General features: G+C 36.4%; 26 protein-coding genes. 15 read left to right on the top strand and 11 right to left on the bottom strand.

Translation table 11 applies throughout. The features are described from left to right. Positions 1-273: 273 nt before the first annotated feature. From ACEVFT_RS05290 to ACEVFT_RS05280, 3 genes are read left to right on the top strand one after another with little or no spacing between them, the layout of a single operon-like run. Entirely contained in the window at positions 274-477 is a 204-nt protein-coding gene (locus ACEVFT_RS05290; RefSeq protein ID WP_016992404.1) for a PLDc N-terminal domain-containing protein, read from the top strand. Then, the gene (locus ACEVFT_RS05285) at positions 474-1,358 is read left to right on the top strand and encodes an ABC transporter ATP-binding protein (protein ID WP_205446407.1); all 885 of its coding nucleotides are present in this window, start codon (positions 474-476) and stop codon (positions 1,356-1,358) included. The genes ACEVFT_RS05290 and ACEVFT_RS05285 overlap by 4 nt, the downstream gene beginning before the upstream one ends. After that, positions 1,355-2,137 (top strand): ABC transporter permease, encoded by a 783-nt coding sequence (locus ACEVFT_RS05280; RefSeq protein WP_393948571.1) that lies wholly within the window; start codon positions 1,355-1,357, stop codon positions 2,135-2,137. Before ACEVFT_RS05285 ends, ACEVFT_RS05280 begins: the two co-directional genes overlap by 4 nt. A gap of 54 nt (positions 2,138-2,191) precedes the next feature. On the opposite strand, the gene ACEVFT_RS05275 is transcribed toward ACEVFT_RS05280, so the two are convergent. Then, positions 2,192-2,845, bottom strand: coding sequence for a GAP family protein (locus ACEVFT_RS05275; protein WP_393948569.1), 654 nt, complete (start codon positions 2,843-2,845; stop codon positions 2,192-2,194). Further along, a complete protein-coding gene (locus ACEVFT_RS05270) occupies positions 2,842-3,594 on the bottom strand; it encodes a MerR family transcriptional regulator (RefSeq protein ID WP_393948573.1) in 753 nt (250 codons plus the stop codon). The genes ACEVFT_RS05275 and ACEVFT_RS05270 overlap by 4 nt, the downstream gene beginning before the upstream one ends. 193 nt (positions 3,595-3,787) lie before the next feature. Here ACEVFT_RS05270 and ACEVFT_RS05265 point away from each other — a divergent pair, with 193 nt between their 5' ends. Then, positions 3,788-4,492, top strand: coding sequence for a CBS domain-containing protein (locus ACEVFT_RS05265; RefSeq protein WP_393948567.1), 705 nt, complete (start codon positions 3,788-3,790; stop codon positions 4,490-4,492). Between the two features lie 24 nt (positions 4,493-4,516). Here ACEVFT_RS05265 and ACEVFT_RS05260 read toward each other — a convergent pair whose 3' ends face one another. After that, positions 4,517-5,236 (bottom strand): YetF domain-containing protein, encoded by a 720-nt coding sequence (locus ACEVFT_RS05260; protein WP_205446412.1) that lies wholly within the window; start codon positions 5,234-5,236, stop codon positions 4,517-4,519. Between the two features lie 102 nt (positions 5,237-5,338). Here ACEVFT_RS05260 and ACEVFT_RS05255 point away from each other — a divergent pair, with 102 nt between their 5' ends. Then, positions 5,339-6,544: an MFS transporter gene (locus ACEVFT_RS05255; RefSeq protein ID WP_342533704.1), complete on the top strand. Its 1,206-nt coding sequence runs from the start codon at positions 5,339-5,341 to the stop codon at positions 6,542-6,544. A 27-nt stretch (positions 6,545-6,571) separates the two neighbouring features. On the opposite strand, the gene ACEVFT_RS05250 is transcribed toward ACEVFT_RS05255, so the two are convergent. Continuing rightward, the gene (locus ACEVFT_RS05250; protein ID WP_205446414.1) at positions 6,572-7,258 is read right to left on the bottom strand and encodes an adenine nucleotide alpha hydrolase family protein; all 687 of its coding nucleotides are present in this window, start codon (positions 7,256-7,258) and stop codon (positions 6,572-6,574) included. Between the two features lie 564 nt (positions 7,259-7,822). On the opposite strand from ACEVFT_RS05250, the gene ACEVFT_RS05245 reads away from it, so the two are divergent. From ACEVFT_RS05245 to ACEVFT_RS05215, 7 genes are read left to right on the top strand one after another with little or no spacing between them, the layout of a single operon-like run. Beyond that, the gene (locus ACEVFT_RS05245) at positions 7,823-10,234 is read left to right on the top strand and encodes a Na+/H+ antiporter subunit A (RefSeq protein ID WP_342533705.1); all 2,412 of its coding nucleotides are present in this window, start codon (positions 7,823-7,825) and stop codon (positions 10,232-10,234) included. Next, positions 10,224-10,646, top strand: coding sequence for a Na(+)/H(+) antiporter subunit B (locus tag ACEVFT_RS05240; RefSeq protein ID WP_205446416.1), 423 nt, complete (start codon positions 10,224-10,226; stop codon positions 10,644-10,646). Before ACEVFT_RS05245 ends, ACEVFT_RS05240 begins: the two co-directional genes overlap by 11 nt. Positions 10,647-10,649: 3 nt before the next feature. After that, the gene (locus ACEVFT_RS05235; RefSeq protein WP_004233143.1) at positions 10,650-10,988 is read left to right on the top strand and encodes a Na(+)/H(+) antiporter subunit C; all 339 of its coding nucleotides are present in this window, start codon (positions 10,650-10,652) and stop codon (positions 10,986-10,988) included. After that, positions 10,981-12,486: a Na+/H+ antiporter subunit D gene (locus ACEVFT_RS05230; protein ID WP_342533706.1), complete on the top strand. Its 1,506-nt coding sequence runs from the start codon at positions 10,981-10,983 to the stop codon at positions 12,484-12,486. Before ACEVFT_RS05235 ends, ACEVFT_RS05230 begins: the two co-directional genes overlap by 8 nt. Beyond that, on the top strand, positions 12,486-12,968 hold the full coding sequence (locus ACEVFT_RS05225; protein WP_205446418.1) for a Na+/H+ antiporter subunit E: 483 nt from the start codon (positions 12,486-12,488) through the stop codon (positions 12,966-12,968). Before ACEVFT_RS05230 ends, ACEVFT_RS05225 begins: the two co-directional genes overlap by 1 nt. Next, positions 12,968-13,252 carry a Na(+)/H(+) antiporter subunit F1 gene (locus ACEVFT_RS05220; protein WP_205446419.1) on the top strand — a complete coding sequence of 95 codons (285 nt, stop codon included), beginning with the start codon at positions 12,968-12,970 and terminating at the stop codon, positions 13,250-13,252. The genes ACEVFT_RS05225 and ACEVFT_RS05220 overlap by 1 nt, the downstream gene beginning before the upstream one ends. Beyond that, the gene (locus ACEVFT_RS05215; protein ID WP_205446420.1) at positions 13,230-13,598 is read left to right on the top strand and encodes a Na+/H+ antiporter subunit G; all 369 of its coding nucleotides are present in this window, start codon (positions 13,230-13,232) and stop codon (positions 13,596-13,598) included. Before ACEVFT_RS05220 ends, ACEVFT_RS05215 begins: the two co-directional genes overlap by 23 nt. 542 nt (positions 13,599-14,140) lie before the next feature. On the opposite strand, the gene ACEVFT_RS05210 is transcribed toward ACEVFT_RS05215, so the two are convergent. Continuing rightward, entirely contained in the window at positions 14,141-14,857 is a 717-nt protein-coding gene (locus ACEVFT_RS05210; protein WP_342533707.1) for a winged helix-turn-helix domain-containing protein, read from the bottom strand. Positions 14,858-14,871: 14 nt separating this feature from the next. Then, the gene (locus ACEVFT_RS05205; protein WP_393948561.1) at positions 14,872-17,880 is read right to left on the bottom strand and encodes an ATP-binding protein; all 3,009 of its coding nucleotides are present in this window, start codon (positions 17,878-17,880) and stop codon (positions 14,872-14,874) included. Positions 17,881-18,301: 421 nt separating this feature from the next. Here ACEVFT_RS05205 and ACEVFT_RS05200 point away from each other — a divergent pair, with 421 nt between their 5' ends. From ACEVFT_RS05200 to ACEVFT_RS05190, 3 genes are all read left to right on the top strand, one after another. Continuing rightward, the gene (locus ACEVFT_RS05200) at positions 18,302-19,096 is read left to right on the top strand and encodes a transporter substrate-binding domain-containing protein (RefSeq protein WP_205446423.1); all 795 of its coding nucleotides are present in this window, start codon (positions 18,302-18,304) and stop codon (positions 19,094-19,096) included. A 133-nt stretch (positions 19,097-19,229) separates the two neighbouring features. Further along, positions 19,230-19,889, top strand: a complete 660-nt coding sequence (locus ACEVFT_RS05195) for an amino acid ABC transporter permease (protein ID WP_036075291.1) — start codon at positions 19,230-19,232, stop codon at positions 19,887-19,889. After that, positions 19,882-20,604: an amino acid ABC transporter ATP-binding protein gene (locus ACEVFT_RS05190; protein WP_393948558.1), complete on the top strand. Its 723-nt coding sequence runs from the start codon at positions 19,882-19,884 to the stop codon at positions 20,602-20,604. Before ACEVFT_RS05195 ends, ACEVFT_RS05190 begins: the two co-directional genes overlap by 8 nt. 50 nt (positions 20,605-20,654) lie before the next feature. Here the strand turns inward: ACEVFT_RS05190 and ACEVFT_RS05185 are convergent, their stop codons facing one another. The 5 genes from ACEVFT_RS05185 to ACEVFT_RS05165 are packed head-to-tail and all read right to left on the bottom strand — an operon-like array spanning position 20,655 to position 24,831. Then, entirely contained in the window at positions 20,655-21,698 is a 1,044-nt protein-coding gene (locus ACEVFT_RS05185; protein WP_393948556.1) for a saccharopine dehydrogenase family protein, read from the bottom strand. Then, positions 21,695-22,399, bottom strand: coding sequence for a class I SAM-dependent methyltransferase (locus tag ACEVFT_RS05180; protein WP_393948553.1), 705 nt, complete (start codon positions 22,397-22,399; stop codon positions 21,695-21,697). The genes ACEVFT_RS05185 and ACEVFT_RS05180 overlap by 4 nt, the downstream gene beginning before the upstream one ends. Before the next feature lie 33 nt (positions 22,400-22,432). After that, a complete protein-coding gene (locus ACEVFT_RS05175; protein ID WP_342442175.1) occupies positions 22,433-23,101 on the bottom strand; it encodes an ABC transporter ATP-binding protein in 669 nt (222 codons plus the stop codon). A gap of 37 nt (positions 23,102-23,138) precedes the next feature. Continuing rightward, on the bottom strand, positions 23,139-23,882 hold the full coding sequence (locus ACEVFT_RS05170) for an ABC transporter permease (protein ID WP_393948550.1): 744 nt from the start codon (positions 23,880-23,882) through the stop codon (positions 23,139-23,141). After that, positions 23,857-24,831, bottom strand: coding sequence for an ABC transporter substrate-binding protein (locus ACEVFT_RS05165; RefSeq protein ID WP_393948548.1), 975 nt, complete (start codon positions 24,829-24,831; stop codon positions 23,857-23,859). The genes ACEVFT_RS05170 and ACEVFT_RS05165 overlap by 26 nt, the downstream gene beginning before the upstream one ends. Between the last annotated feature and the right edge of the window lie 17 nt (positions 24,832-24,848).

Here is a 24,848-nt window from a genome sequence, read left to right as displayed (position 1 = left end):
AGGGGATTTAGCGTCACAGAGGAGACCCTGGAGCGAACGGAAGTGAGTAAAGCGGCTCATCGGACGCCCCCTGGAAAGGACGCTGGCGGAACGGAAATCAATCCCTCACCTTGCAAAGTTGTTTTTTCTGCTGTTGACACCATCTTTTTTCAACAACATGAGATGTACTAATTAAGGTACATCTTTTTTTTATGGTGTAAGAGATATTTTGTTCTATACATATTAGAACAAAGTTGTTATAGTTAGTATATAACAAATAATGAGGTGATCTGTATGATGGAGGAATTAGCAAAAGTTCCATGGGCAGTTATAGCACCGCTCATCATCGTTCAAATTATTTTGATGATCGTAGCACTTATTGATTTACGTAAAATTCATGCAACAAACGGGCCTAAAATTCTTTGGGTATTTATCATTATCTTTGCTAATCTATTAGGGTCAATTGCGTACTTTATAGTAGGGAGAAAGCAGTCATGACAACTTTACTTCAAGTTACAGGTTTGACCAAGCAATTTGCAGAGCACAAAGTTGTAGATAATATTCATTTCAACTTAGAGGAAAAAACTTCTACGGCTTTAATTGGTCCAAATGGAGCTGGCAAGACAACGACTTTATCTATGTTAACGGGGCTTTTAAGACCGACTGCTGGAAGTGTAAAGATGCTAGGTAATGATTTACGTGCGAATATAGGTTTTTTACCACAATATCCACAGTTTCATCCTTGGCTAACTGCGTTAGAGTTTACAGAAATGGCTGCAAGGTTGAATGGTGTAGCAGCCAAAAAGGCTAAATTAGAAGCACAAAAAACCTTAGAATTTGTAGGGTTAGGGGATGCCCAACATAAAAAGATAGCCACTTTTTCTGGTGGGATGAAGCAGCGACTTGGTATTTCCCAAGCAATAGTGCATAAGCCTAAATTACTGCTATTAGACGAACCTGTTTCAGCATTAGATCCCGTTGGACGTAGAGAAGTGCTCGATTTATTAAAAGGATTACAACAAGAGACGACTATTTTATACTCAACGCATATTTTAAATGATGCTGAAGAAATGACAGACCAACTCTTATTCTTGCAAAATGGCAAGCTCGTAGAACAGGGAACATTACGTGAGGTACGGCAACGTTTTGATGAGCAAAATTATGTCATTGAATTTGGCAGTGAAGAAGAGGCTAAGCTTTTTGCAAATCCATCTAATCATGTAATCGGTTGTTATGTCTATATTGAGATAGTGAATGAGGAGCCAACGATGAAGAAGTTGCTTCAACGTTTAAGTGAATGTCCTTATACAATTAGAAAGGTAGAGCGACAGACAGCATCTCTGGAAGAAATTTTCATGAAGGTGGCGAAAAAAGCATGAGAGGATTCAATGTACTTCTACAAAAGGAATTTAGAGAAGCATGGCGGAGTTGGAAGTTTCTATGGATTCCTCTTGTGTTTGCTCTGCTTGGAATGAATGATCCACTAACAAACTACTATATGATGGATATTTTAAATGCTGTTGGGAATGTACCAGAGGGCTTTGAAATGCTGATGCCAGAATTAATGCCACTTGATTTAATTCAAGCTGCTATCGGGCAGTTTCAAACGATCGGCTTATTGGTGATGATGGCTTCGTTTGTAGGGGCTATTAGTAAGGAACGAGCTAATGGTATGGCAACATTATTATATGCTCGGCCCATTTCATTTGGCGCATATTTTTTAAGTAAATTTGTTGTCATGAGCACCATTTGTTTTGTTAGTATTTTCGCTGGGTTTGCTGCTAGTGTCTATTATACAAGTATTCTATACGGAACGTTGGACATTGGTGCACTGTTAATAAGCTTTTCGACGTACTATATATGGTTGCTATTTGTGATAGCTGTTACGTTAATGATGAGTGCCAGTTTTAAAACCGTTATTGCTACTACATGTGCATTTACAGTGATCTTTGTTGGGCAAATCGTCGATATGATTGTAGGAATCTTTTGGACAATATCACCGTGGAAACTAGCAAGCTACGGAATTGCAAAATTTCGAGGAACAATAGAGGTGTCAGATTACTGGTGGAGCTTAATAATTACGCTAGCATTGACAATCATCTGTATCAGCATTGGCATCGTGATGATGAAAAGAAATGCGTCTATGACAAAAATCTAAAAGAGTATAAAACGGTAAAAACCAACTTATAATGGGTTTTTACCGTTTTTCGTTTTAAAACATCCCACCATTTATAAGTAAAATTAGTCCCAAAAAGAACATGATCCAAGAAAGGGTAGAACTTGTTCCTTGATCAAAAAGTGTTTGAATTTTTCTTAAAGGTTTATTCATAAATCGGCGGAATAATAGATGTAAGCACAGTAGGATAATCCCTGGTGCAATCATTACCAAATTGTAACCTGCCAATAAAGGTAACCATTCATAAAACGTTAATTGATTACTCGTTAAAATACCTATTGCGGCGAAATAAGGAAGGGCGGTTGCAACTTCTAAAATAGAAGTTGTGAAACCTAAGGCTACCATAGAGGTCACATGTAAAGACTTTGGTTTAGGTGCTCCATTTGCCTTTCTCTTTGGTACTAACCAACTGCCGATAAATAAAATTGCTCCCACAATGGTCATGATAAATCGAGCTGAGTAGCTAGTTAGCAAATTAGAAATCGGGTCGAAGATGACGCCTAGACCTAACATTAAAAAAATCCCAGTACTAAAGTAAAACAAGGCAACAGTCATTAAATAGGTTAATAAAAGGCGGATTTGCTGCTTTTTAGCTACAAGCAATACATAGACAGACACACCAATAATAGAAGGACTAAACATGTCTAATAAAGCTAAGGTACCTATCAGTAGCAACATTTCTATGTTCATGGTTGTGACTTTCCTGACGCCTGTTTTTTTGATTCATAAATATGAAAAGCCTGCTCAATAAAATGTAGAAATTCTTCCTCTAAAGGATATAATCCCATTTGCTCAGATTTGTGAGGTGACCTTCGTATAGTCCACATCTTCTCTAAAAACTCATCATTTCCTTTGTATTCTACTTCGGTCTTTTCCATCATTCGTTTGATAATAAACTGAACGGAATCTGCTTCAGGGCTTTCCTTACGAAGTTGCTTTAATTGACCCAATAAGCCAATCCACTCTAAAGAATTAGGATCATTTCGGTTTAAATTAGGCAATTTTTGAAAAAGGTCCATTTCGGCAGCTGCAAAAATCTGCTGGCGGAAAGCTTGCTTTTTATCTCGTTCTTGACTCGAAAGTTTAATGTACTTTTGGATAAGGGACTCTGTTAATCCACCTTCGATAGACGAAGCATTCTTTAATCCAAGGATGGCGTTCTTCATCTGCTGTAGTTTCTTTTGTTCCTCTGCTACAAAAGCTAGCTGATGGTCTAAACTTGCTTCCCACTCCCACGAATTATTGATAAGTGTCTGAATTTCTTTCAACTTGAAACCTAATGTTTTTAAAAATACAATTTGTTGTAATGTTTTTAGCTCATTCTCGTCATAAATCCTGTGTCCCCCCTCGGTCTTTGCTATAGGAAGTAACAAGCCAATCTCCTCATAGTAACGTAATGTGCGAACAGAAATACCAGTTTGTTTTGATACATGATGAATCGTAAGTAAAATAACGAATCCTCCTCCCTGTTAATGACATTATATAAAATGACGTAACGTCACTTTCAAGAGGGAATGTAAAACTACATTCTTGGAATCTCCATAACTTAGGAATATAATGGGGGTGTAACTCGAAATTTGTCAAATAACTCGGAAAATATATAAACTACTATAGAAAGAAGGGACATGAAAAGTGGGAACTGAAAATTCCAATCGTTTCCTGACAGCGTTTAATCGAATAGATCATAGATTACGAGATATTGTAGGTGCTAAGGATTTTATGCCTTTTTATCGACTTATTGATCAAGCAAAGAAAAAGGATGTCTTGGTGAAGAAATATGAAGATGATCTACGCTCCTATGCCGACTTACGAAATGCGATTGTGCATCATCGTACCTCTTTACATTATGTGATTGCAGAGCCACATACCGATGTTGTAGAACGAATTGAATACATAGATGCTACTCTCGCTAAGCCAACGCTTGTGGGGCAAATGTTCCGTAAAAGAGTACTGATTTTTCAAGAAAATGATTCTTTAAAACATGTTTTAAAAGTGATACGTCTGCGCAAATATACACAATTTCCCGTTTATTATAATAAGCAATTTAAGGGGCTAATCACGACAGTAGGAATCACCAATTGGCTTGCTTCAAAGATGGGTGGCGATCATTTACCAAAAAGAATTCCAACATTGCATGATATTTTAATGCATGAGAAAAATAGAGTGAATTATAAATTTGTCAGCAGATCCATATCCATCTATGAGGCTGAGGAAATATTTAAACAGGGGGTCGAAAGAGGGAGGCGATTTGAGGCATTATTAATAACGGAGCATGGTCAACCACATCAAAAATTACTCGGCATTATTACACCATTAGATATTGTCAAAATTGATTAACAAAAAACGAGACTAGACAAGCAATTAAGGGCTTGAATGTCTCGCTTTATCTTTTAAGCTAATGTACAGGGAACCATTTGTTTGGACTTGAGCAAAATAAACTTCTTCTACGGAATGCACATTTTGCTTTTTCAATTTCTTCATGACCCAGTCTTCTGTCAGCTCTATTTCAACAATATTTTCTATAATAAGTTGACCATCAGAAATGACTTCTGTAGGAAGATAAGTAGGCGGTGATACATCTGCTTTAACGTCCTGCTTTGTAGCCACCTGTTCAGAGGTTTTTTGTAGCACACTGAGTTTCCCGTTCGTTTCTAGTAAGGCATATTCAACGTCCTGTACAGAGAAAATGGCTTGTTCACGTAGCATCATTGTCAGCTCATCTAGATGAAGACGATTTTTTTGTAGTGCTGATTCTAATATAAGACCTTTTTGAATAACAATCGTTGGCTTATCATCAATGAGAACACGAGCTTTTTTAGATTTAATCGTAATAACGGTCATCAAATACGTTAAGGCACTCCACCAAACGAGGGAAATCATACCATCTAAAAATGGTGTTTCTTCCTGAGAGGCAATTTCTGAAGCGATCGACCCAAATGTAATGCCGGTAATATAATGGAAGAATGTTAACTGGCCCAATTGTTTTTTTCCAAGTATACGTGCCAGAATAAGTAATGCAAAAAATGAAAGTGTTGTTCGAAGAATCATTTCCCAAAAGTGAGCATGAATAAAGCTTTCCATGCATATATCAACTCCTTTTACAGCTGTCAAACTATAGCTTGTGCAAAATGGTCGATAGTATGCGACAATCATGTATAACCAAAATAAGAGTGAGGTGGCAACATGAATAAACAATTAAATGTAACAAATCCAATGTATCCAATTATGATTGCAATCGGTGTTGCTCACCTTATCAATGATACGATGCAAGCTGTTATCCCAGCGATGTTTCCCATATTTAAGAGTGAATTAGGTTTGACCTTTACACAAATTGGTATGATTTCTTTTGTTTTAAACATATTTGCTTCTGCCTTACAGCCTGCTGTAGGCTTTATCAGTGATAAAAAACCAATGCCCTATGCTTTACCTATTGGTATGATTAGTTCATTTATAGGGATTGCCATTATAGCGTTTACAACACAGTATTGGATTATTATTATTGCGGTATTATTTATCGGCTTTGGTTCAGCTATCTTTCATCCTGAGGGATCAAGAGTTTCATTTATGGCAGCTGGCTCTAAAAGAGGACTTGCTCAGTCTATCTATCAGGTGGGGGGAAATTCAGGACAAGCTCTTGCACCGTTAATTAGTGCTTACATCTTTGATATTCTCGGGCAACGTGGTGCTGCGATCATATTAGTTATTGCAACGTTTGGTATCATTTTATTAAGTAAAATTGCAACATGGTATAAAAAACAATTGGAGCAGGAGCGTATAGCGAAGAAAAAACGTGTACTCGTCTCAACATTGCCTCCTTTAACAAAGAAACAAGTAGGAATTGCGTTAACGTTATTATTTACAATTATTTTTGCACGATCATTTTATACAACAAATATAACTAGCTTTTATGTGTTTTATTTGATGGATCACTATGATGTCAGTCTTCGACTAGGGCAAATATTAATATTCACCTTTATGGCATTTGGGGTAGTAGGTACATTTTTTGGAGGCTCTTTATCAGATCGTATTGGTAGAAAGAATGTCATAATTCTTTCTGTTGTAGTACCAATGCCATTTTGTTTAGCATTGCCGTATGTACCATTATGGGCCGCTATGATATTTTTAGTCATTATCGGTACATTAATCATGATTAGCTTCTCCGTAACGGTGGTCTATGCTCAAGAGCTAGTTCCAACAAAAATTGGCACAATGGCAGGTTTAACAACGGGCTTTGCTTTTGGTATGGGAGCAATAGGGGCAATGGTTATCGGGGTTTTAATGGATCATAAAGGCATTGATTTTACAATGATTGTCGTTTCATTATTACCTTTATTATTGCTAGTAGCCTTCTTCTTACCGAAGGATAAACCTGCATCAGCTGCTGTCTAATAAAAAAACGCGTAGATACGCGTTTTTTTATTGTCTTAATGGAGCTAAAAATTCTGCTGGCAGTTTCTCCTGATCGACTACATAGCCCTCTGAAATATGAACTTCATGCATTTTATCGTTGTAAGTAAATTTAAAGATGCCATTGTCAAAATCTGTGCCAATTTCTTTGAAAAATATACCCTCAATCGATACATATTTAGGACATGTAAATGCTACTTTAAAGTTATCCTGCTCTTTAATTAGGTAAGCACGTACTCCTTTTTCATATGTTTCATTTGCATCATCGTCTGTTGGGCGTTGAACAGCTACAATATGAAAATCAACAAAAGGAACTTCTTTTAACAGTACATTTAGGAACGAACCTTTAGTAATTTCCTCCCAACGGCTTTGTGCGCTTTGCCCTACGATAATTTGCGAAATGCCATAATTCTTTGCGACTTCTGCAATAACTTTTTGTATGGGGCGTTTTTCATTATCTTGCAAAATAAATTTTTCAACCTCAAGCTCATCTGATAACTTCTTCCATTGCTCTATATAACTAGATTTCTCTGCGTCAAATGCATCAAGGGGTTGCGAATCGACTGAAAGAATATAGAGTGGGCAATCAAGCATTGTGGCCATCTTATGACCACGATGTATTAAACGCTCGCCATTTAAGCCGTAGTAAACACAAACTAATATACTTTCATCCAAACGCCCTTTTACATGCTTCATAAAAAATGTACACCTCTTATCTGTTGGTATTTTGTTAATTTCACTGTTGATTTTGAAAAAATTATCCTAAAACAGCTAAAATCAATGCTGTTACAGTGCATTATGCTCATTTATAATGTATACTTAAAAATGTATAAAAGTTAACGGAAATATATTGGAAAACCCTTGAAGGATGAAGCTTAAATCAATAATTTGAAATTATTTAATTTATGCATTCTGTGCATCAAAGCTAAATTGCTTTCATATGCCACACTATTATGCAGTGAGTTAAATAGATAGTCAAGTGTCTTCATTGTGCTGATATAAACTAAGTTGTAACTGTATAAATTATCTGATTTTCCACAAGTTATTTAGGCTTGCATCGGGTTAGAAGTGACTAAATAACTAAAATAACCATTTTTATAAACGATAAGGCACTTTAACACCCCACCACATTCCTTTAAAAAATTTCAAGAATACATCTAATATGTTACTTAGCTTGAACAAATTTCTAAAGTCTTAGCACTTTACATGCCAATCACCACAAAAATTTGCTAGATGATTTTGATAGTAGGAGGTTTTCATTTGGTCACAGTTCTCATCGCGATACTTTTGCCATTTGTTTGTGCTGCACTGATTCCATTGCTTTACAGGCGACTAAGGCGTGTCACACATCTTGGCTGGTTTGTTTTATCTGTTCCATTCATCTTATTTCTTTTACTCGCTCGCTATATTCCTCAATTAGCCGAGGGTAAAACGTTTATTCATACATATGAGTGGATTCCCTCTTTTAATATAAATTTCACAACTTACCTAGATGGACTCAGTATGATTTTTGGTCTGCTGATTACTGGTGTAGGTAGTTTAGTCATTTTATATTCTATTTTTTATTTATCAACGAAAGAATCTCTTCATCATTTTTACTGCTATTTATTACTATTCATGGGCGCTATGCTTGGTGTTGTTTTTTCAGATAACCTAATGGTATTATACACATTTTGGGAACTGACAAGTGTGTCATCATTCCTATTAATCGCATTTTGGCATCATAGAAAGGCATCTCGTGCAGGGGCCAAAAAAGCGATGATGATTACAGTCTTTGGCGGACTATCCATGCTTGCAGGCTTCTTAATGCTCTATGTAGCTTCACATACATTTAGTATTCGTGAAATTGTAGCGAATGTAGAGATTATACGGGATCATGCTCTATTTACGCCAGCCCTCATTTTAATTTTACTAGGGGCTTTTACAAAGTCTGCACAATTTCCATTCCACATTTGGTTGCCTGATGCTATGGAGGCCCCAACGCCTGTTAGTGCTTACTTACATTCCGCAACAATGGTTAAGGCAGGCATTTATTTAGTTGCTCGTTTTTCACCAGTTTTTGGCGGAGAAGCAACGTGGTTCTGGCTAGTTAGTGTTATCGGTCTAGTTACATTATTCTGGGGTTCATTTAATGCAGTTCGTCAAACAGATTTAAAAGCTTTATTAGCCTTTTCAACAGTGAGTCAGCTTGGCTTAATTATGAGTCTATTTGGTCTTGGGTCTGTTGGTCACTATTATGGCTATGGTGAAGATTCTATTTTATACACACAGGCAAGCTTTGCAGCACTATTTCACCTCGTGAATCATTCGACTTTTAAAGGAGCCTTATTCATGATGGTTGGAATTGTCGATCATGAAGTAGGTACTCGGGATATTCGTCGTCTCGGTGGCTTAATGTCTTTAATGCCTATCACTTTTACAATCGCAGTCATTGGTGGCTTCTCAATGGCAGGACTACCACCATTTAATGGCTTTTTAAGTAAGGAAATGTTTTTTGCAGCAGTATTGGCTATTCGCGATGTAGAAGCATTCTCTATTGCCGATATAGGGTTATTTTTCCCATTAGTAGCATGGGTGGCAAGTATTTTTACCTTTGTCTATAGTTTGATTTTAATTAGTCGTACATTTTTGGGTAAACTACAGCCTGAGAAGATCGATAAAAAACCACATGAAGCTCCACTTGGCATGTTAATTTCGCCAATTATTTTATGCTTGTTGGTAGTTGGTATCTTTTTCTTCCCGAATGTGTTAGGTCACTATATTTTAGAGCCTGCCATGGCAAGTATTTATCCTACATTCCCGACTACAAGTGAATTAACACCACATATCCATGCATGGCATGGCATTAATGCAGAGTTATTGATGACAGTAGGTGTCATTATTATTGGGATTATTTTATTCAAAACTTTAAAAAGCTGGAAGCCGCTCTATCGTCTGTTTTCACAAAAGTATACGTTTAATACGTATTACAATCGAATGATAGAGATGAGTGAAAATGGCTCACAGAAGCTTACTAATAAATATATGACAGGTAATTTAACACATTATTTTGTCTATATATATGTATTTTTTATTGCACTTATAGCTGGTTATTTTGTTTGGTCAGATGCTATGACTTTTAATTTTGACAAAGATTCCGCTATTGAATACTACGAGTTAATCCTTGTATTTGTCATGATCTTTGCAGCCGTTTGGATGATTTTCGCAAAGGGTCGAGTGACAGCGATGTTGCTTAATGGTGTACTAGGCTATTCTATTGCCTTCTTCTTTGTTATTTTCCGTGCACCAGATCTAGCTTTAACACAATTAGTTGTTGAATCGGTCACAACAGCTTTATTCCTTTTATGTTTTAAATATTTACCAGATTTAATGCCAGAGGTACCACGTAAAAGGGTTCAATGGTCAAAAGCATTGATTTCTATTTTTGTTGGGGCAACCGTAACAATTGTTGGTTTAGCAGTTGTACACTATGATCGCTTTGAACCAGTGGCTACTTACTTCAATGATGCTTATGAATTGGCTGGCGGTTCCAACATCGTTAATACAATATTAGGGGATTTCCGTGCTTTTGATACGATGCTAGAGGTTGTTGTTCTTCTGATTGCTGGCTTAGGGGTCTATGCTCTGACAAAGCTTAAGCCACGAAAGGAGGAAGCAGATCATGAAAATTAATGATGTGATTTTAAGAACCATCACCAAGGCAGTCGTGTTCATTATTTTAACACTCGGTGTGTATTTGTTCTTCGCTGGGCATCACGCTCCTGGTGGTGGCTTTATAGGTGGTCTGGTGTTAGCCTCGGGCATTGTTTTATTATATTTAGCCTATGATATTGAAACTGTGCATAAAGGGATGCCTTTCGACTTCAAAAAAGTTGCAGCTCTTGGTGTATTGCTTGCAACTGGAACTGCAATAGGTTCGTTGTTTTTCGATGTACCATTTTTAACACAAGCACATACGTATATAGATGTTCCTATATTTGGGAAAATGGGTTTTTCAACTGTCACTATTTTTGAAGCGGGTGTGGCTTTAACAGTGGTGGGGGTTGTTGTAACAATTATTTTAAGTATAAGTGAGGATGAGTAGCCAATGGAGTCTTTAATACTTGTTTTAGTAGGTATATTAGTAGCTGTTGCGACGTACTTAATCCTCTCGAAGCAGTTATTGCGTGTTATTTTAGGTACTGCTGTTTTATCACATGCTGCCCACTTACTGATTCTGACAATGGGAGGTCTAAAAAAAGGAGATGTACCATTATTAGGGGAATCAGAGGGACCATATACAGATGCGTTACCACAAGCATTAATTTTAACAGCTATTGTCATTAGCTTTGCTGTCACTGCCTTTGTTCTCGTTTTAGGCTATCGTGCGTACAAAACAAATGGTTCAGGGAATTTTGATGAATTGAGAGGTACGCCGGATGAGTAATATGATTGTTTTACCATTAATTGTACCGGTAATTACAGCTATTTTACTGGTGTTTTTAAAAGAGCATGTGATGTTACAACGTATCATCAGCTTATTGACATTGAGCTTTATTATTATCATTAGCATCATTTTATTAGTAGAGATTCAAGAACAGGGTGTGATGCGCATTGATTTTAGTGGTTGGGCACCTCCATTTGGAATCTCATTTGTTGCAGATTCATTTGCGACACTTCTAGTGTTAGTTGCAAATCTTGTAGCCCTCATTTGTATGTTATATGCAATTTTTACGATGGAGCTAAGGTATGAAAAAATGTATTTTTATTCATTTACCTTACTCATGGTAGCAGGCGTCAATGGTTCATTTTTAACTGGAGATATTTTTAACTTATTTGTATGTTTTGAAGTAATGTTGCTCGCTTCGTATGCACTTATCAGCTTAGGTGGCGAAAAAATTCAGCTACGTGAAGCATTGAAATATGTACTCATCAACATTGTTGCCTCTTGGATTTTCTTAGTGGCGTTAGCTTTTCTGTATGGAACAGTCGGCACTTTAAATATGGCTCATATTTCCGTTCGTGTAATGGAGGCAGGAGCTAATCCACTTATTACAACAGTGGCGCTTATTTTCTTAATCGTCTTTAGCTTGAAGGCTGGACTTTTATTATTCTTCTGGTTGCCAGGTTCATACAGCGTACCACCAACTGCCATTGCTGCTTTATTTGCTGCTTTATTAACAAAGGTAGGGATCTATGCACTTGTACGTAGTTTTACATTGCTGTTCCCTAATAATACTGAGGTCACACACACAGCGCTTGGCATCATGGCTGGAATTACAATAATAGCAGGATGTATCGGTGCTCTTTCAAGTCGTGATGTTAGAACGATAGCTTCCTACAATGTGCTAATTGGTGTTGGCTTTATAATAGTTGGACTAGCGGTTGGCACTGAGTCAGCATTACAAGGTGTTATCTATTATTTAATGCATGATATGGTAGCAAAGGCTATGTTGTTTTTAGCAGTTGGTATGATGATATATGTCACTGGGGAAACAGTAATTGATAAAATGAGTGGACTGATTCGTAATTATCCTTTCTTTGGGTGGCTATTCTTTATAGCGATGTGCTCATTAGCTGGTATACCACCATTAAGCGGTTTTTTAGGAAAGGTTTTAATTGGACAAGGTGCGATAGAAGGTGGCCATTTCGTTCTATTAGGTCTAGGGTTTTTCTCTAGTTTAATTGTTTTATATTCACTGCTACGGATATTTCTTTCTTCCTTTTTTGGCGAAACGATTATTAGCTTAGAAGATGAAAAACCTTTACCAAAACGTATATTGTTGCCATTAACATTACTGGCTGCTTGTACAATTGGTTTAGGTATTGGGGCAGAAAAATTGGCACCATTTGTAACAGATGCAGCTGAAACACTTTATACACCATCTATCTATATCGATGCAGTTTTAGATGGCGAACAATGGCAAGGTGAGGTGAATAAATAATGGCGATGCAGTTTATTTTAAATTTATTTATCGCAGCACTTTGGTTACTCCTACAGGATGAAGTGACACCACAATTTTCGACATTTTTGATGGGCTTTTTTGTAGGTATGGGTATTCTATATGCAATGCATCGCTTTTATGGTACTCAATTTTACTTGCGAAGAGTCTTTTCAATCATTAAATTATTATGGCTGTTTAACTGGGAGCTATTTTTATCAAGCTATAGTGTATTAAGACAAATCACTACACCTAAGCTAAACATTACGCCTGGTATTTTCACATATAAAACTGTACTAAAGGGAGACTGGGAGATTACAGCACTTGCATTACTGTTAACATTAACACCTGGCTCTGTCGTCATGGAAGTGTCTGAAGAGGGCGATGTTTTTTATATTCATGCCATGGACATAGAACAGTCTAAGGATGCTGTTATACGATCAATTGGAAAATTTGAGCAAGCAATAATGGAGGTGACACGCTAATGATTAACAATATATTACTTCTTGCACTTGCTTTCTTTAGTATTTCCATTGCGCTGTCGTTGTATCGTGTGATCCGTGGCCCATCAATGCCTGATCGAGCAATAGCTCTCGATACAATTGGTGTTAATCTATTATCGGCTATTGCGATTGTCTCTATTATATTGAAGACAAAGGCATATTTAGAGGCTATTCTTATTTTAGGTATTTTAGCGTTTATCGGAACGATTGCCTTTACAAAATATATAGAAAGAGGTGTGATTGTTGAACGTAAATCAGATGATTGAATGGGCGGCAGTTATCCTTATTCTTATAGGTTCCATCGTGAGTGTGATTAGCGCATTTGGAATGATTCGCTTACCAGATGTCTATACACGATCACATGCTGCTACGAAAAGTTCTACGTTATCAGTTTTAACCTGTTTATTAGGAGCGTTTATTTATTTCTGGGTGCATGACGGTTTTGTTAGTGTACGGCTCATTTTAGGTATTCTTTTCGTCTTTGTGACAGCACCAGTCGCTGGACATTTAATTTGCCGTGCAGCCTATCGTTCTCACGTTCCATTAGCAGAGGGCTCTGGAGAGGACGAATTAAAGTCAAAATTATTTCCTGAAGAACATTCGATAAAATAGAAGGAGGAGGCTGGGACAGAACTCGATTATCTTGAATAATAGCGAAAATTGATGATAACTTTTTCGCTTTGATGAGTAGAGTGTTCCTTCCTAAATCAATAAATGTTAGTCCGAAACAATCGGTCTAACATTTTTTCTTTTGGTCTCAGCCTCTCATAGTCTTGAAAAACAAAACCAATTGAATTTTTGTGAAAGGTGAAAATGGATTTCCGTTGCAGGCTACTTGCTTTCCTCCGCTATCGCTCCGTTTAGAGGCTCACCTGTCTCGCTATGCTACTATGAAAATTTTTTGCAGAACGGTTGATTGGAGTCGAGCCAGCGTCACTCCAAGGGGATTTAGCGGCTCATCGGACGCCCCCTGGAAAGGACGCTGGTGGAGCGGAAATCAACCCCTCACCTTGCTAAAAGGTTGATGGATAGATTTTTACAAGGGGGGATACAATTCTGAACTAGATGAGAGAGTAGTGGATTCTAGTCAGTAATCATTGGGCAATTCAAGTGGAAAAGGGAAGTTGATCGGTTTAATCAACTTCCCTTTCAAATTATTCAGCTTGAAAAACTAATTGATAGCCAGAGCCTCTTACCATAACAATTTTTGCTGTGTGTCCTGGGATCGTTTCCAGTTTTTTTCTTAAATTGCTGATATGAACTCGTAATGCTTGTGTTTGTCCAAAGCTATCCTCGCCCCATATAAGTTGATACAGCTCAGCAGCTGGAAAGGCTTGATTGCTATGCTGTGCTAAAAAGGATAAAATTTGAAATTCCTTTGTTGGTAAAGTTAATACAGTATCACCAATTGAAACTTTCCCTGAGTGTATATGAAAGTGTAATGTGTGAATAATTTTCGTTCCTTCATTCACAGAAGTATAATCAATTGGTTGTATCAACTTTTTATGACGCTTCCGTTCAAGTAGCCGCTCAATGGTTTTTAAAAGTCGGCTGTGGTCAATGGGCTTTAAAATATAATCTATAGCCTGTACATTAAAGGCCTCTAAAGCATAATTTTCATATGCTGTCACAAAGACAATATCCATGTAGCTTGAGACATCTTCTATTTTAGAAGCAAACTCAAGACCAGTCATTTCGGCCATTTCAATGTCTAAAAACAGAATATCAGGTTTTAATATATCAATATTTACTAAACCATCCTTTGGATTCTGGAAGGTTCCAATAATCTCTATAGAGCCACTTGCCTTTAGCATGGATTCTAATAAACGAATGGCTAAAATTTCATCATCTATAATAACTGCTTTTAACAAGCTGCTCACATCCTTTATGTAGTAATTATCGGAAATCTTATTTCAACAGTCGTTCCTTCATTTTCAAGGCTATCAAAATGGATAGTAGCGTTATCGAATTTTTTTAATCTTTTTGAAATATTTAGAATACCAATACCTTGACTAGCGGTTTTTTCACCGTTTTGAATTTGCTGTAAAAGCTCTGCAGATATACCAATGCCATTGTCTATCAGTTGGAAAATCACCATTTGCTTTTCCTCCTTTATAACTAATTGTAGCCTGCTATGCCCTTTTCCTACTTTCAGACCATGAAGAAGTGCATTCTCCACTAAAGGTTGAAGCAATAAAGGGGGAATAAGACATTGAATAGGCTCATCCATGCAAATTTTAAATTCTAATTGCTCTGGATATCTAGTTCGATGAATATTTACATAAGCCTCAATAAGACTAAGCTCTTTTTCTAAAGGAACAAGACTGTTGGCATTTTCAAAGGCAAAACTATTACGCAAAAATGTAGCAAAATCTGTAATCATTGTCCGTGATTTATCTAAGTCTAAATAGCTAAGTGAAAGAATGGAATTTAAGACATTATAAATAAAATGCGGTTTAATTTGTGCTTGTAAAAACGCGGTTTCCATTTTCACAGCTGTTTCTGCAGACTCCTTTAATAAAAGAAGATTACGAACTCTTGTCTTAAGCTCGGTAGCATCCAAGGGTTTATGTAAAAAGTCATTTGCACCAGATTGAAAGGCTGCAATCATATCCTCTGGGCGAATCGCTGCTGTCAACATTAAAATAGGTAGCTCTGTAGACGTGTAATTTTGTCTAACCTGTTGGCAAATCTCGTAGCCAGAAATAGTGGGCATCATAATATCCAAAATTAATAAATCAATACCAGGTTGTTGTGTAAGGTATTCAAAAACATGGTGTCCATTATCAATTGCTATAATGGAATAGTTTTCTTGCGTCAAAATATCTATTAACACCTTTAAGTTAACAGCGTCATCATCTACAATTAGGATTTTTTTCTTCCCTATATTTTCAACAATATGTGGGAATGTTAGGAAGGGATGTTGATATGTTTGGATTGGCATTGATGGTAATTCCTCGTTTGTCGGCTGTGCTTTTCGTAATTTGATTGAAAAGGTTGCGCCTTGTCCAACAATAGATTCTACAAAAATTTTTCCACCTTGCCGCTCAACAAGCTCCTTTGTAATATGTAAACCTAATCCACTGCCATCAATTGAATAGTTGAATTGTTGAAATGCATTAAAAATAGTTTTTAAATTTTCTGGCGCTATTCCACAGCCAGTATCCATTATTTCAATCACTAAAAATGACTGTTTCTCATAACAAGTTATATCAATTTTTCCTTCATTTGTATACTTCACTGCATTATGAATTAAATTATATAAAATTTGGCGAAGACGATTTTCATCGGCTTGGACAAAGGTTCCCCGTTCAATATGATTATAAATTTTTACATTTTTGCTGATCGTATAGGATAGCACTTCTACAGTCATATGTGTAATTGCATATAAATCTACAGAGGTCATACGCAATGTTAATTGGTTCTCCTTCAGCTTTGAAAAATCAAGTAAATCATTGACTAAATAGGATAGACGTTCAGCAATATTGAAAATAAGTGATACTTTTTCTTTTTGTTCGTCCGCTGAGATGGGAACGCTATTGTCTTTCAGCATAGACTGCGAAATGCCAATAATACCATGTAAAGGTGTTTGGAATTCATGGGATGTTTTAGCAAGAAATTCATCCTTTAATTTATCTACACGGATAAGTGCCTCTGTTAGCTTGCCTTTTTCTAAATAAGAATCTGCAAAACGATGAGAAATATATAGTGAAAGCATTGTTAGGCAAATAAATGGCAACAGCGGTGGTAGGGCATTCAGTTCTAGATTAATATTTGTATTTAACGTTGCAACGATAAAATAAAGCAAAATGGCTAATGAGCTTAAAGTTAAATACATTACACCAGTAGCACGTTGGTAAATTGCCATAATTTGCGCATAGAAAATATAAACAATATTTGCGAATACATATAATGAGTTAATATTCTGAAATAGCGAATTAATTGATGTGGGAAGCATTGCAACAAGAATAAGAAGGGTTCCTACAGCGCAAAGCACTTTCACAACCAAACGATTCATATGTTTTTTTAGAGCACGGTAAAAATATAACAATATGAAAAGACCGACAGCTATACTAGAGATCATTTGCATTTTCTGAAATGGTGCGTAGGGCATATCTATAAAGGCTAGTAATAACTTTTCGCCATGTGTAAGGGTGTAGAGACCACTTGAAAAGCAAAATAAAGCAAAATAAAGCTGCTCTATACCAAATTTTGAATAAAGATAAGAGCCAAAAAAGTAGATAAACATTGTTAAAAAGCCTGCTAAGGTAATTAAATCGTAGAATAGTGCACCCTCTCGTAGCTTGGCAATACTAGATTGATCTCCTAAAAAAATGGAGCTAATAATTCCTCCGCCGGGTGCATAATCAAAATTTGCCACATGTACAATCAATTCAAGTTCTTTTTTATCAGGCGAAAAATAAGCAGTATATGGAGTATTGTGTGGTATATAACTGCTATCCTCAGCTGGCTCTCCGCTGTGCCCAACTCGCTTTCCGTTAATATACAATGCGTTCGACATACGGATGTTACTTGTCTTAATCCCTAAAATATCTTCGGTATCATCGATTAAAACCTTGAGACGATAAGTCCCGCTATCAAATACAGGTATTTGTTGCCCATCAATTGTATATTTTGTCCATGCTGAAGGGACATCGACAAGATAGCTTTTATAAGTATCAAAGGCTTCACCGTCAACTAAATGATTCGGGATGAATGACCACTCCCCATCCAATTTGATAGGCGTATTATCGTTAAATGTATGATGGCGTAAATCCATCACACCTTTAATCGCTTGTTGCCCATGCGACTTAGGTTGAGTTAAGAAAAAGGTGATGCCTGCTATCAGCATTGAACCAATAATAATGGCGAACAACAGCGATAATTTTTTCATTATAAAAATCCCTTTCAAATGATTTAGTTGGATTATACAAGATAACTTACGCCATTAATATAAAATTCCTACTAACGATGAAATCTAAAAATTGTGAGCTTAAATGATGATGATCAATCCCTTTATATGAACCGCCTAATTTAAGTTGTTTTATGATCGAGGAATAAATAATGATAAAACGGAAAATAGTAAAGTTACCTTATAGAAAGAACGAAAGAAAAATAAATTGACTTATCAGAAAATTATGTATAAAACATTTAGCTAAAAATTTTTTAGTTTATCTTGATTATTATTTCAAAAGAGTATATCTTAATTAGCAGATAGATTTTTTATTCTTCAATATGAATAAATATCCAATCGACTATTTTCGAGAAATGTATTCTCATACACAATAAATTATAAATAAAAGGAGTTACTGAATATGAAGAACAAGTTATTCATCACAATGCTTGTATTAGTAATAGGTGTTCTTGCAGCATGTGGCACTAAAGATAATAATGCAAGTGATACAGGATCTACTACTGATACAGAAGGTAAGCAAGTATTAAAAGTTGGAACTTCAGCAGATTATGCACCATTTGAATATGTGGATGCAGCAAAAGGTGAAGAAATTATTGGCTTTGATATTGATTTAATTAAACTCGTTGGTGAAAAAATCGGTGTTGAAATGAAGGTGCAAGATATGGATTTCAATAGTCTAGTACCAGCTTTACAAGCAGGAAAAATTGATGTCGTTATTTCTGGTATGACACCGAACCCAGAGCGTGAAAAAGTGGTTGATTTCTCTGATAAATACAATGAAACAGAGCAAGTAATCCTTGTTAAAAAGGATAGCGGTATTAAAAAAGAAGCTGACTTAGCTGGTAAAAAAATAGGTGTACAGACAGCATCTATCCAAGAGAACTTAGGTAATGCAATAGCGAAAAAGGTTGATGTAAAAGTCGAAGGGCGTACACGAATTCCTGAGATCGTTCAAGATATGATGTCTAAACGTTTAGACGCAGGTATTTTAGAGGGTGGCGTTGCGAAAGGCTATTTAAAAACAAATGATCAATTAGAAGCTTTTCCTGTAGAAGAACAGCCTGAAGATTTCAAAGCAATCGCTGTGCCAAAAGGAAGCGATTTAAAAGATAAAATTAACAAAGCATTAAAAGAGCTAGCTGAAGAAGGCAAAATTCAAGAGCTAGAAGAAAAATGGCTAGAAAAAGTTGAATAATAATTGCGTGCGATAGCTCTATTTTTGGGCTATCGTTTGTGCTTTTCATTTTTATCCACTATATTTCTTCCAAATTTGTGTTTGGTACAAAAAACAAAGCTACATCATGATGAAAAAGAAAGGAGGGAGCGCTGTGAATTTAGATTTTACAGCTATTGTTCCCTCTATTCCTTATATTTTAAAAGGGATAGGTGTTACACTTCAAATTGCAATCGGTGCATCCATCATCGGTTTTATCGTAGGTATACTTTTAGCATTATGTAAAATTGGTAAAGTGAATTTTTTACGTTGGTTTGCCGATTTCTATACGTCGATTTTCCGCGGTACACCACTTGTATTACAATTATTAATTATTTATTATGCAGTACCACAATTACTAGATATCCAAATTGAGCCTATTCCAACAGCTATTATTGCTTTTGGTTTAAACTCAGGTGCATATATTTCAGAGATTATCCGTGCTGGTATCAATGCAGTTGATAAAGGACAAATGGAAGCGGCACAAGCACTGGGGATTCCATATGCAAAAATGATGAAGGATATTATTATTCCGCAAGCAGTAAAAAATATTTTACCATCCTTAGTAAATGAATTTATTACATTAAATAAAGAAACGGCAGTTGTGACAGTAATTAGTGCATTAGATATTATGCGCCGTGCCTACATTGTAGGGGGTTCGACATATCGTTATCTTGAGCCATTACTTTTTGCAGGGGTAATCTATTACATCATGACGCTTGTTTTAACGTTCCTTGGTAAACGAATCGAGAAAGGAATGAGAAAAAGTGATTAAAATTGAAGATTTACACAAATCCTTTGGACAGAATGAAGTATTAAAGGGTATATCAACTGAAGTTAAAGAAAAAGAAGTAATTGCGATTATTGGACCCTCTGGATCAGGTAAATCGACATTTCTTCGTTGCTTAAACTTATTGGAAACTCCTACAAGTGGAAAAGTAACGATTGCAGGGGATGTCCTTACAGATAAAGGGACAAATATAATGAAAATACGTGAAGAAGTAGGTATGGTATTTCAGCATTTTCATCTTTTCCCACATAAAACGGTGCTTGAAAATTTAACCTATGCGCCAATCAATGTAAAGGGTATGGATAAGGCAACTGCTATCAGCAAAGCAGAAGAATTACTAAAGAAAGTAGGTCTGTTTGAGAAGCGTCAAGAATATCCAAATCGCTTATCGGGGGGGCAAAAGCAGCGTGTTGCCATTGCGCGAGCACTTGCCATGGACCCTAAAGTTATATTATTTGATGAGCCTACATCGGCACTTGACCCTGAAATGGTGAAAGAGGTATTAGCTGTTATGAAAAACCTCGCCGATTCTGGTATGACCATGTTGATTGTGACACATGAAATGGGCTTTGCTCGTGAGGTTGCTGATCGTATTCTTTTCCTTGATGGCGGCAAGCTTATTGAAGATGCTTCACCAGAGCAGTTTTTTACAGCGCCATCAACACAGCGTGCTAAGGATTTTTTAGAAAAGGTTTTATAAAAAATAAAAGGCATTTAGCTCCCCGTCTAGGCGAATGCTAAATGTCTTTTTTATTGAATGGACAGTTCGAATTGAGCCTGTAAGGTTTCTAAAGTAAATAGCTCCTCAATATGATAGGCTCCTGATGGATGATTGTTGTTAAGGAGTTCTTTCGCAATAAATGCTGCAACTTTCGCTGTTACGAGAGATTCATCGCGTTCTAGAAAGTCTAATGTATAACTTGTTTCTTTGTGATGTTTTTTTCCAATGGCTTGTATTTGTATACTACACACATCAGAACCAATTTTAATTTTTTGAATAAGTGAAGCGAGCAAGGTTTGGATACGGTCAAATTTTAATAAGTAAGCAATTCTACTTTTTTGTAAAAAGGATACAAATCTATTGAGCGACTCTACATCAAAACCTAATCTTGTTTCGATAGGAATAGAAGGAAAATGCTTTGTTAATGTGTGCTGATCAGAGAAATTAAATTGATACACACTACGTTTTCCAATCTTCTTAAATTTCACGGTTCTCTTATTAGTGAAATTAGCAACTCTCTGATTGTTGTAGCTACTGAACGGTTTATTTAATTGATGCAATATCCAAAGAATTGCTGCAGTGCCATGCGTATCGCCTGCCCCGAGTAAGATAGAAATATGCAGCCCCTCTACGGAGGATAATTGCTTTGCAGCATGCATGGCCATTAAATTGGTCAATCCTGGAGCCATACCAACACTAAATACGGCTGTTGAATGATTCTGTTCAGCTAGTAAATGGAGTGCCTCTAACTTTTTTAGGAAGGTATAGCTTGCAGTAATATCGATATACATAATCCCTTCATTTAAGCAAAGCTGTGCAAATGCAGTATCTTTTTGCTCTAAACACATAATGACCAGTGCTACATTATCTAATTGCTCTGGGTGCACTTTTTTCGACACATCCAATTGTAGAGGTCTTACTAAGTTATTGTGCTGGGCGCAGAAATCCTTTGCCTTTTCTATATTTCTTCCGGCAATCCATATTCTGTTAGGATAGCTTTGCAACAATAATTTTGCAATTTTCCCTCCCACTTCACCATAGCCTCCGATGATTAAGATATTCCCATTTTTCATAAAGTAGTTTCTCCCTTAATAGCGACTAAAGCGTCAATCATATGTGTTTTAAAATATGGAAGGATTGTCGTAAAACCAGCCTCTTTCAGCAAATCAATAAGCAATTCAAGAGTAATCGGGTGAGTTGTCATGCGAAAGGATTGTTCAAAGCGTTCCCAATGATCCTCGCTTATGCCGTTATGAAGCATGGAACTTCGCCAATAACGAAGCTCGTGTTTGAATGTTGGGGAAGTTAAATCAGCATTAATCGATGAGATAAATAACACACCATTTTCATTTAAGCTATCCGCAATTTTTTGAAGCATTGCCCTCTTCTGGTCCAAGTCTTCAATAAAATGTAAAACTAAATGACAACTAGCTACATCGAATAACTCATTCACTCTTAGGGAGAGTAAATCCTTCTCAAGCCACTTAATAGTAAGCTCGTGTGGTAGCGATTCAATTTGTTTAGCAGCCAGATCCAGCATTACCTTTGAGGTATCGACTGCTGTGAAATGGGCAGAAGGAAAGGATTTGCCTAATGTGAGTAATTCCTGTCCGCCACCAGCACCTACTACTAAAAATTTATTTGCAGCAGTAAAATTGTGAAGTATACTGGCCATCATGTCATAGATAAGATCATAGCCTATGATTTTTTGTCGAATGGACTGTTGATATGTGTTGACAGAAGGACTGTCCCAGTTATGTAAAGATCTATTCATTAAAATACCTCCAAATTAATTAATTTCTATACGTTAAGATTCCGAGAGCAATTCCTTCATCTTTAAGCAATCATTCGGATGAAAGGCTGATGATTGTTTAGTGAAGTCACCCAGTATTTGTGTAGGACTATTCCCAAAAATAAGTATTCGTTGTCCAAGAAAAAGAGCCTCGTGTAAATCATGTGTCACTAATAAAACGGTTGGTTGATAGTCCAACCAAAGTGTATGGACTAACTGCAACATTTCCTTTTTTAAACGGACATCCAGTGACTGGAATGGTTCATCCATTAATAAAAGAGCTGGTTGATTAACCATCGCTCGAATAAGTGAGACTCGCTGTTTCATACCTCCACTTAATTGATGCGGATAGTGTGCTTTATTGTGATAGAGCCCTGCAATTTTTAATAATTGATTTATCCGTTCCACATCAACTGTCTCACTGACCCATGCAATATTTTCAAATACGGTGAGACTAGGAAGAAGACGTGGCTCCTGAAAAACATAGCCTAAAGATCCAGTAGGAGAGCTTATTAGCCCTGAATCGGGTGATATAAGCTTTGCAATAAGCCTTAATAATGTCGTTTTTCCGATACCTGAAGAGCCTAAAATACATGTCACTGTCTGAGGGGCAATTTGTAATTGAAACTGCTGAAAAATTTCCTTTTGATTTCTTGAAAAGGATAGATTCTCAAGGATTAACATAGGCTAAGCTCCTTTCTAAAGATGTACAGGAATAATACTAGATAGATTGCTTTAGTAGTCTTTGTAGGAAAAACTCCATAGTTAGACCAACTAATGCAAGTATGATCGTCCAGGCAAACACTGTTGGGGTATCAAAGAAAACACGTGCTTGACTAAGCTGCTGACCAATCCCTCCATGACCCACAATTAACTCTGACATGACAATTGTCTTCCACCCCATTCCAACTGCTATTAATAGGGCTGAATGTAAGTAAGGTGATACTTGTGGAAAATAAATATCTCTTATCACTTTCTTACGTGAAACTCTAAAACATTGAGCTATTTCGAGCAGTTCTTGAGGAGTTTGAAGTATCCCTTTCATGACATTAAAGAAAAAGATAGGCACTAAAGTGACGAAAATAATAAAGATTTGAGCACCACCCTGTTCTCCAAACCATAAAACCGTAAATAACATCCATGAAACGGGAGGGATGGATTGAGCTAATGTAATAAGCGGTTTTATAAAATCTTTTAACTTATTTGATAAACCTGCTGCGATTCCTAAAATACTACCCAATAACAAAGACAGCAGTATTCCAATAAGAAAGGACAGTATTGTAATAAAAAAGGCGGACCAAAACACAGGGTTTCCTAATAGTTTGAATAAGACAGAAACAACTACAATAGGGCTAGGTAATAGTACGTCAGGATATTTAGTAGCTAATATAATCCAGAGAAGTATTAGCACGATCATGCTACCTGTTGAACGAAGTAGGCTATTCATTGTAATAGAAGTCTTCATTAGGTAATGCACCACCTATAGAGTCAGGTGCAATCTCTAGTAAAATCTTAAAATAAGCTTCTGTTTCATTCCGCGCTTGTTGAGCTGTTTGAAAGTGTAAGGAGCTATTTGTTAATGCACGTTTCATGATTTTTTCATTGCTTTTGAAAAAATCACTCAATAAGGGCAAGGAAACATCAGACTGTTGATATAAATCAGTAATTGCTTGTTCAGAAAGCGCTTGAAATTGTTTAATAGCATGTTGATTACTAGATGCCCAAGCCTTATTTACAAAAATACCGGTTTGAGGTAATTGTTTGCTAAATTGTTTCTGCCATACTTCTTCAAAATTGATGGCAATATGTAAATCTGTCTGTAAATTAGCTTGCACTATACTTAACAATGGCTCTGGAATAACAACATGTTGAATAGCTCCTGATGCTAGTTGTTGACCAATTTCAGTTAGATTGACAAAGGAGAGCTTAACACCTGGGATATTATTTTGAGCAATTAAGTAATTTGTTAAAATATCTGGTGGACCACCTTGACTAGGTACGAAAATAGTTTGATGTGCTAAATCTTCTAATTTTTGAACCTTGTCATCCGTAGAAACAAGAAACATAGAGCCAAATGTATTGACTTGAATAAGCTGTAAAGGCATACCTTTTGCATATAGATTTGCCCCCATATTAAGAGGAAGTGCAATAAATTGTGCTTGTTTTTTTTGTATTTGAGCTAAAAGGGTATCTGCTGTTTCCCAGGTAATAAGTTCAATATCCTTCTGTTGCTCTGCCAATAAGATACTTGGAAAAATAGCTGGCGATTTAGGTGCACTAATAGTAGCTTTAAGAGTTTGCTGTTCTTCTGAATTCTGATCACCCGCAGTTGCTTGAGATGATTTCTCTGAGCAGCCACTAATAACGGCAGTTGTTAGTAAGACAATAAAAAATAAAAAATAAAATTTCTTCAAAATAGTATTCCTCCTTG

The sequence above is a fragment of the Lysinibacillus sp. PWR01 genome (assembly GCF_043359455.1).
In the GTDB taxonomy this organism is placed as follows: Bacteria; Bacillota; Bacilli; order Bacillales_A; family Planococcaceae; genus Lysinibacillus; species Lysinibacillus fusiformis_F.
The sequence above is the reverse complement of the archived record's forward strand: the minus strand, read 5'-3'. Positions and strand labels throughout refer to the sequence as shown.

What these genes read in the sequence shown, in the direction of transcription:
- ACEVFT_RS05290 (WP_016992404.1), top strand. Translation starts at nt 274, where the DNA reads ATGATGGAGGAATTAGCAAAAGTTCCATGGGCAGTTATAGCACCGCTC.
- ACEVFT_RS05285 (WP_205446407.1), top strand. Translation starts at nt 474, where the DNA reads ATGACAACTTTACTTCAAGTTACAGGTTTGACCAAGCAATTTGCAGAG.
- ACEVFT_RS05280 (WP_393948571.1), top strand. Translation starts at nt 1,355, where the DNA reads ATGAGAGGATTCAATGTACTTCTACAAAAGGAATTTAGAGAAGCATGG.
- ACEVFT_RS05275 (WP_393948569.1), bottom strand. Translation starts at nt 2,845, where the DNA reads ATGAACATAGAAATGTTGCTACTGATAGGTACCTTAGCTTTATTAGAC.
- ACEVFT_RS05260 (WP_205446412.1), bottom strand. Translation starts at nt 5,236, where the DNA reads ATGGAAAGCTTTATTCATGCTCACTTTTGGGAAATGATTCTTCGAACA.
- ACEVFT_RS05255 (WP_342533704.1), top strand. Translation starts at nt 5,339, where the DNA reads ATGAATAAACAATTAAATGTAACAAATCCAATGTATCCAATTATGATT.
- ACEVFT_RS05250 (WP_205446414.1), bottom strand. Translation starts at nt 7,258, where the DNA reads ATGAAGCATGTAAAAGGGCGTTTGGATGAAAGTATATTAGTTTGTGTT.
- ACEVFT_RS05240 (WP_205446416.1), top strand. Translation starts at nt 10,224, where the DNA reads ATGAAAATTAATGATGTGATTTTAAGAACCATCACCAAGGCAGTCGTG.
- ACEVFT_RS05235 (WP_004233143.1), top strand. Translation starts at nt 10,650, where the DNA reads ATGGAGTCTTTAATACTTGTTTTAGTAGGTATATTAGTAGCTGTTGCG.
- ACEVFT_RS05230 (WP_342533706.1), top strand. Translation starts at nt 10,981, where the DNA reads ATGAGTAATATGATTGTTTTACCATTAATTGTACCGGTAATTACAGCT.
- ACEVFT_RS05225 (WP_205446418.1), top strand. Translation starts at nt 12,486, where the DNA reads ATGGCGATGCAGTTTATTTTAAATTTATTTATCGCAGCACTTTGGTTA.
- ACEVFT_RS05220 (WP_205446419.1), top strand. Translation starts at nt 12,968, where the DNA reads ATGATTAACAATATATTACTTCTTGCACTTGCTTTCTTTAGTATTTCC.
- ACEVFT_RS05205 (WP_393948561.1), bottom strand. Translation starts at nt 17,880, where the DNA reads ATGAAAAAATTATCGCTGTTGTTCGCCATTATTATTGGTTCAATGCTG.
- ACEVFT_RS05200 (WP_205446423.1), top strand. Translation starts at nt 18,302, where the DNA reads ATGAAGAACAAGTTATTCATCACAATGCTTGTATTAGTAATAGGTGTT.
- ACEVFT_RS05185 (WP_393948556.1), bottom strand. Translation starts at nt 21,698, where the DNA reads ATGAAAAATGGGAATATCTTAATCATCGGAGGCTATGGTGAAGTGGGA.
- ACEVFT_RS05180 (WP_393948553.1), bottom strand. Translation starts at nt 22,399, where the DNA reads ATGAATAGATCTTTACATAACTGGGACAGTCCTTCTGTCAACACATAT.
- ACEVFT_RS05175 (WP_342442175.1), bottom strand. Translation starts at nt 23,101, where the DNA reads ATGTTAATCCTTGAGAATCTATCCTTTTCAAGAAATCAAAAGGAAATT.
- ACEVFT_RS05170 (WP_393948550.1), bottom strand. Translation starts at nt 23,882, where the DNA reads ATGAAGACTTCTATTACAATGAATAGCCTACTTCGTTCAACAGGTAGC.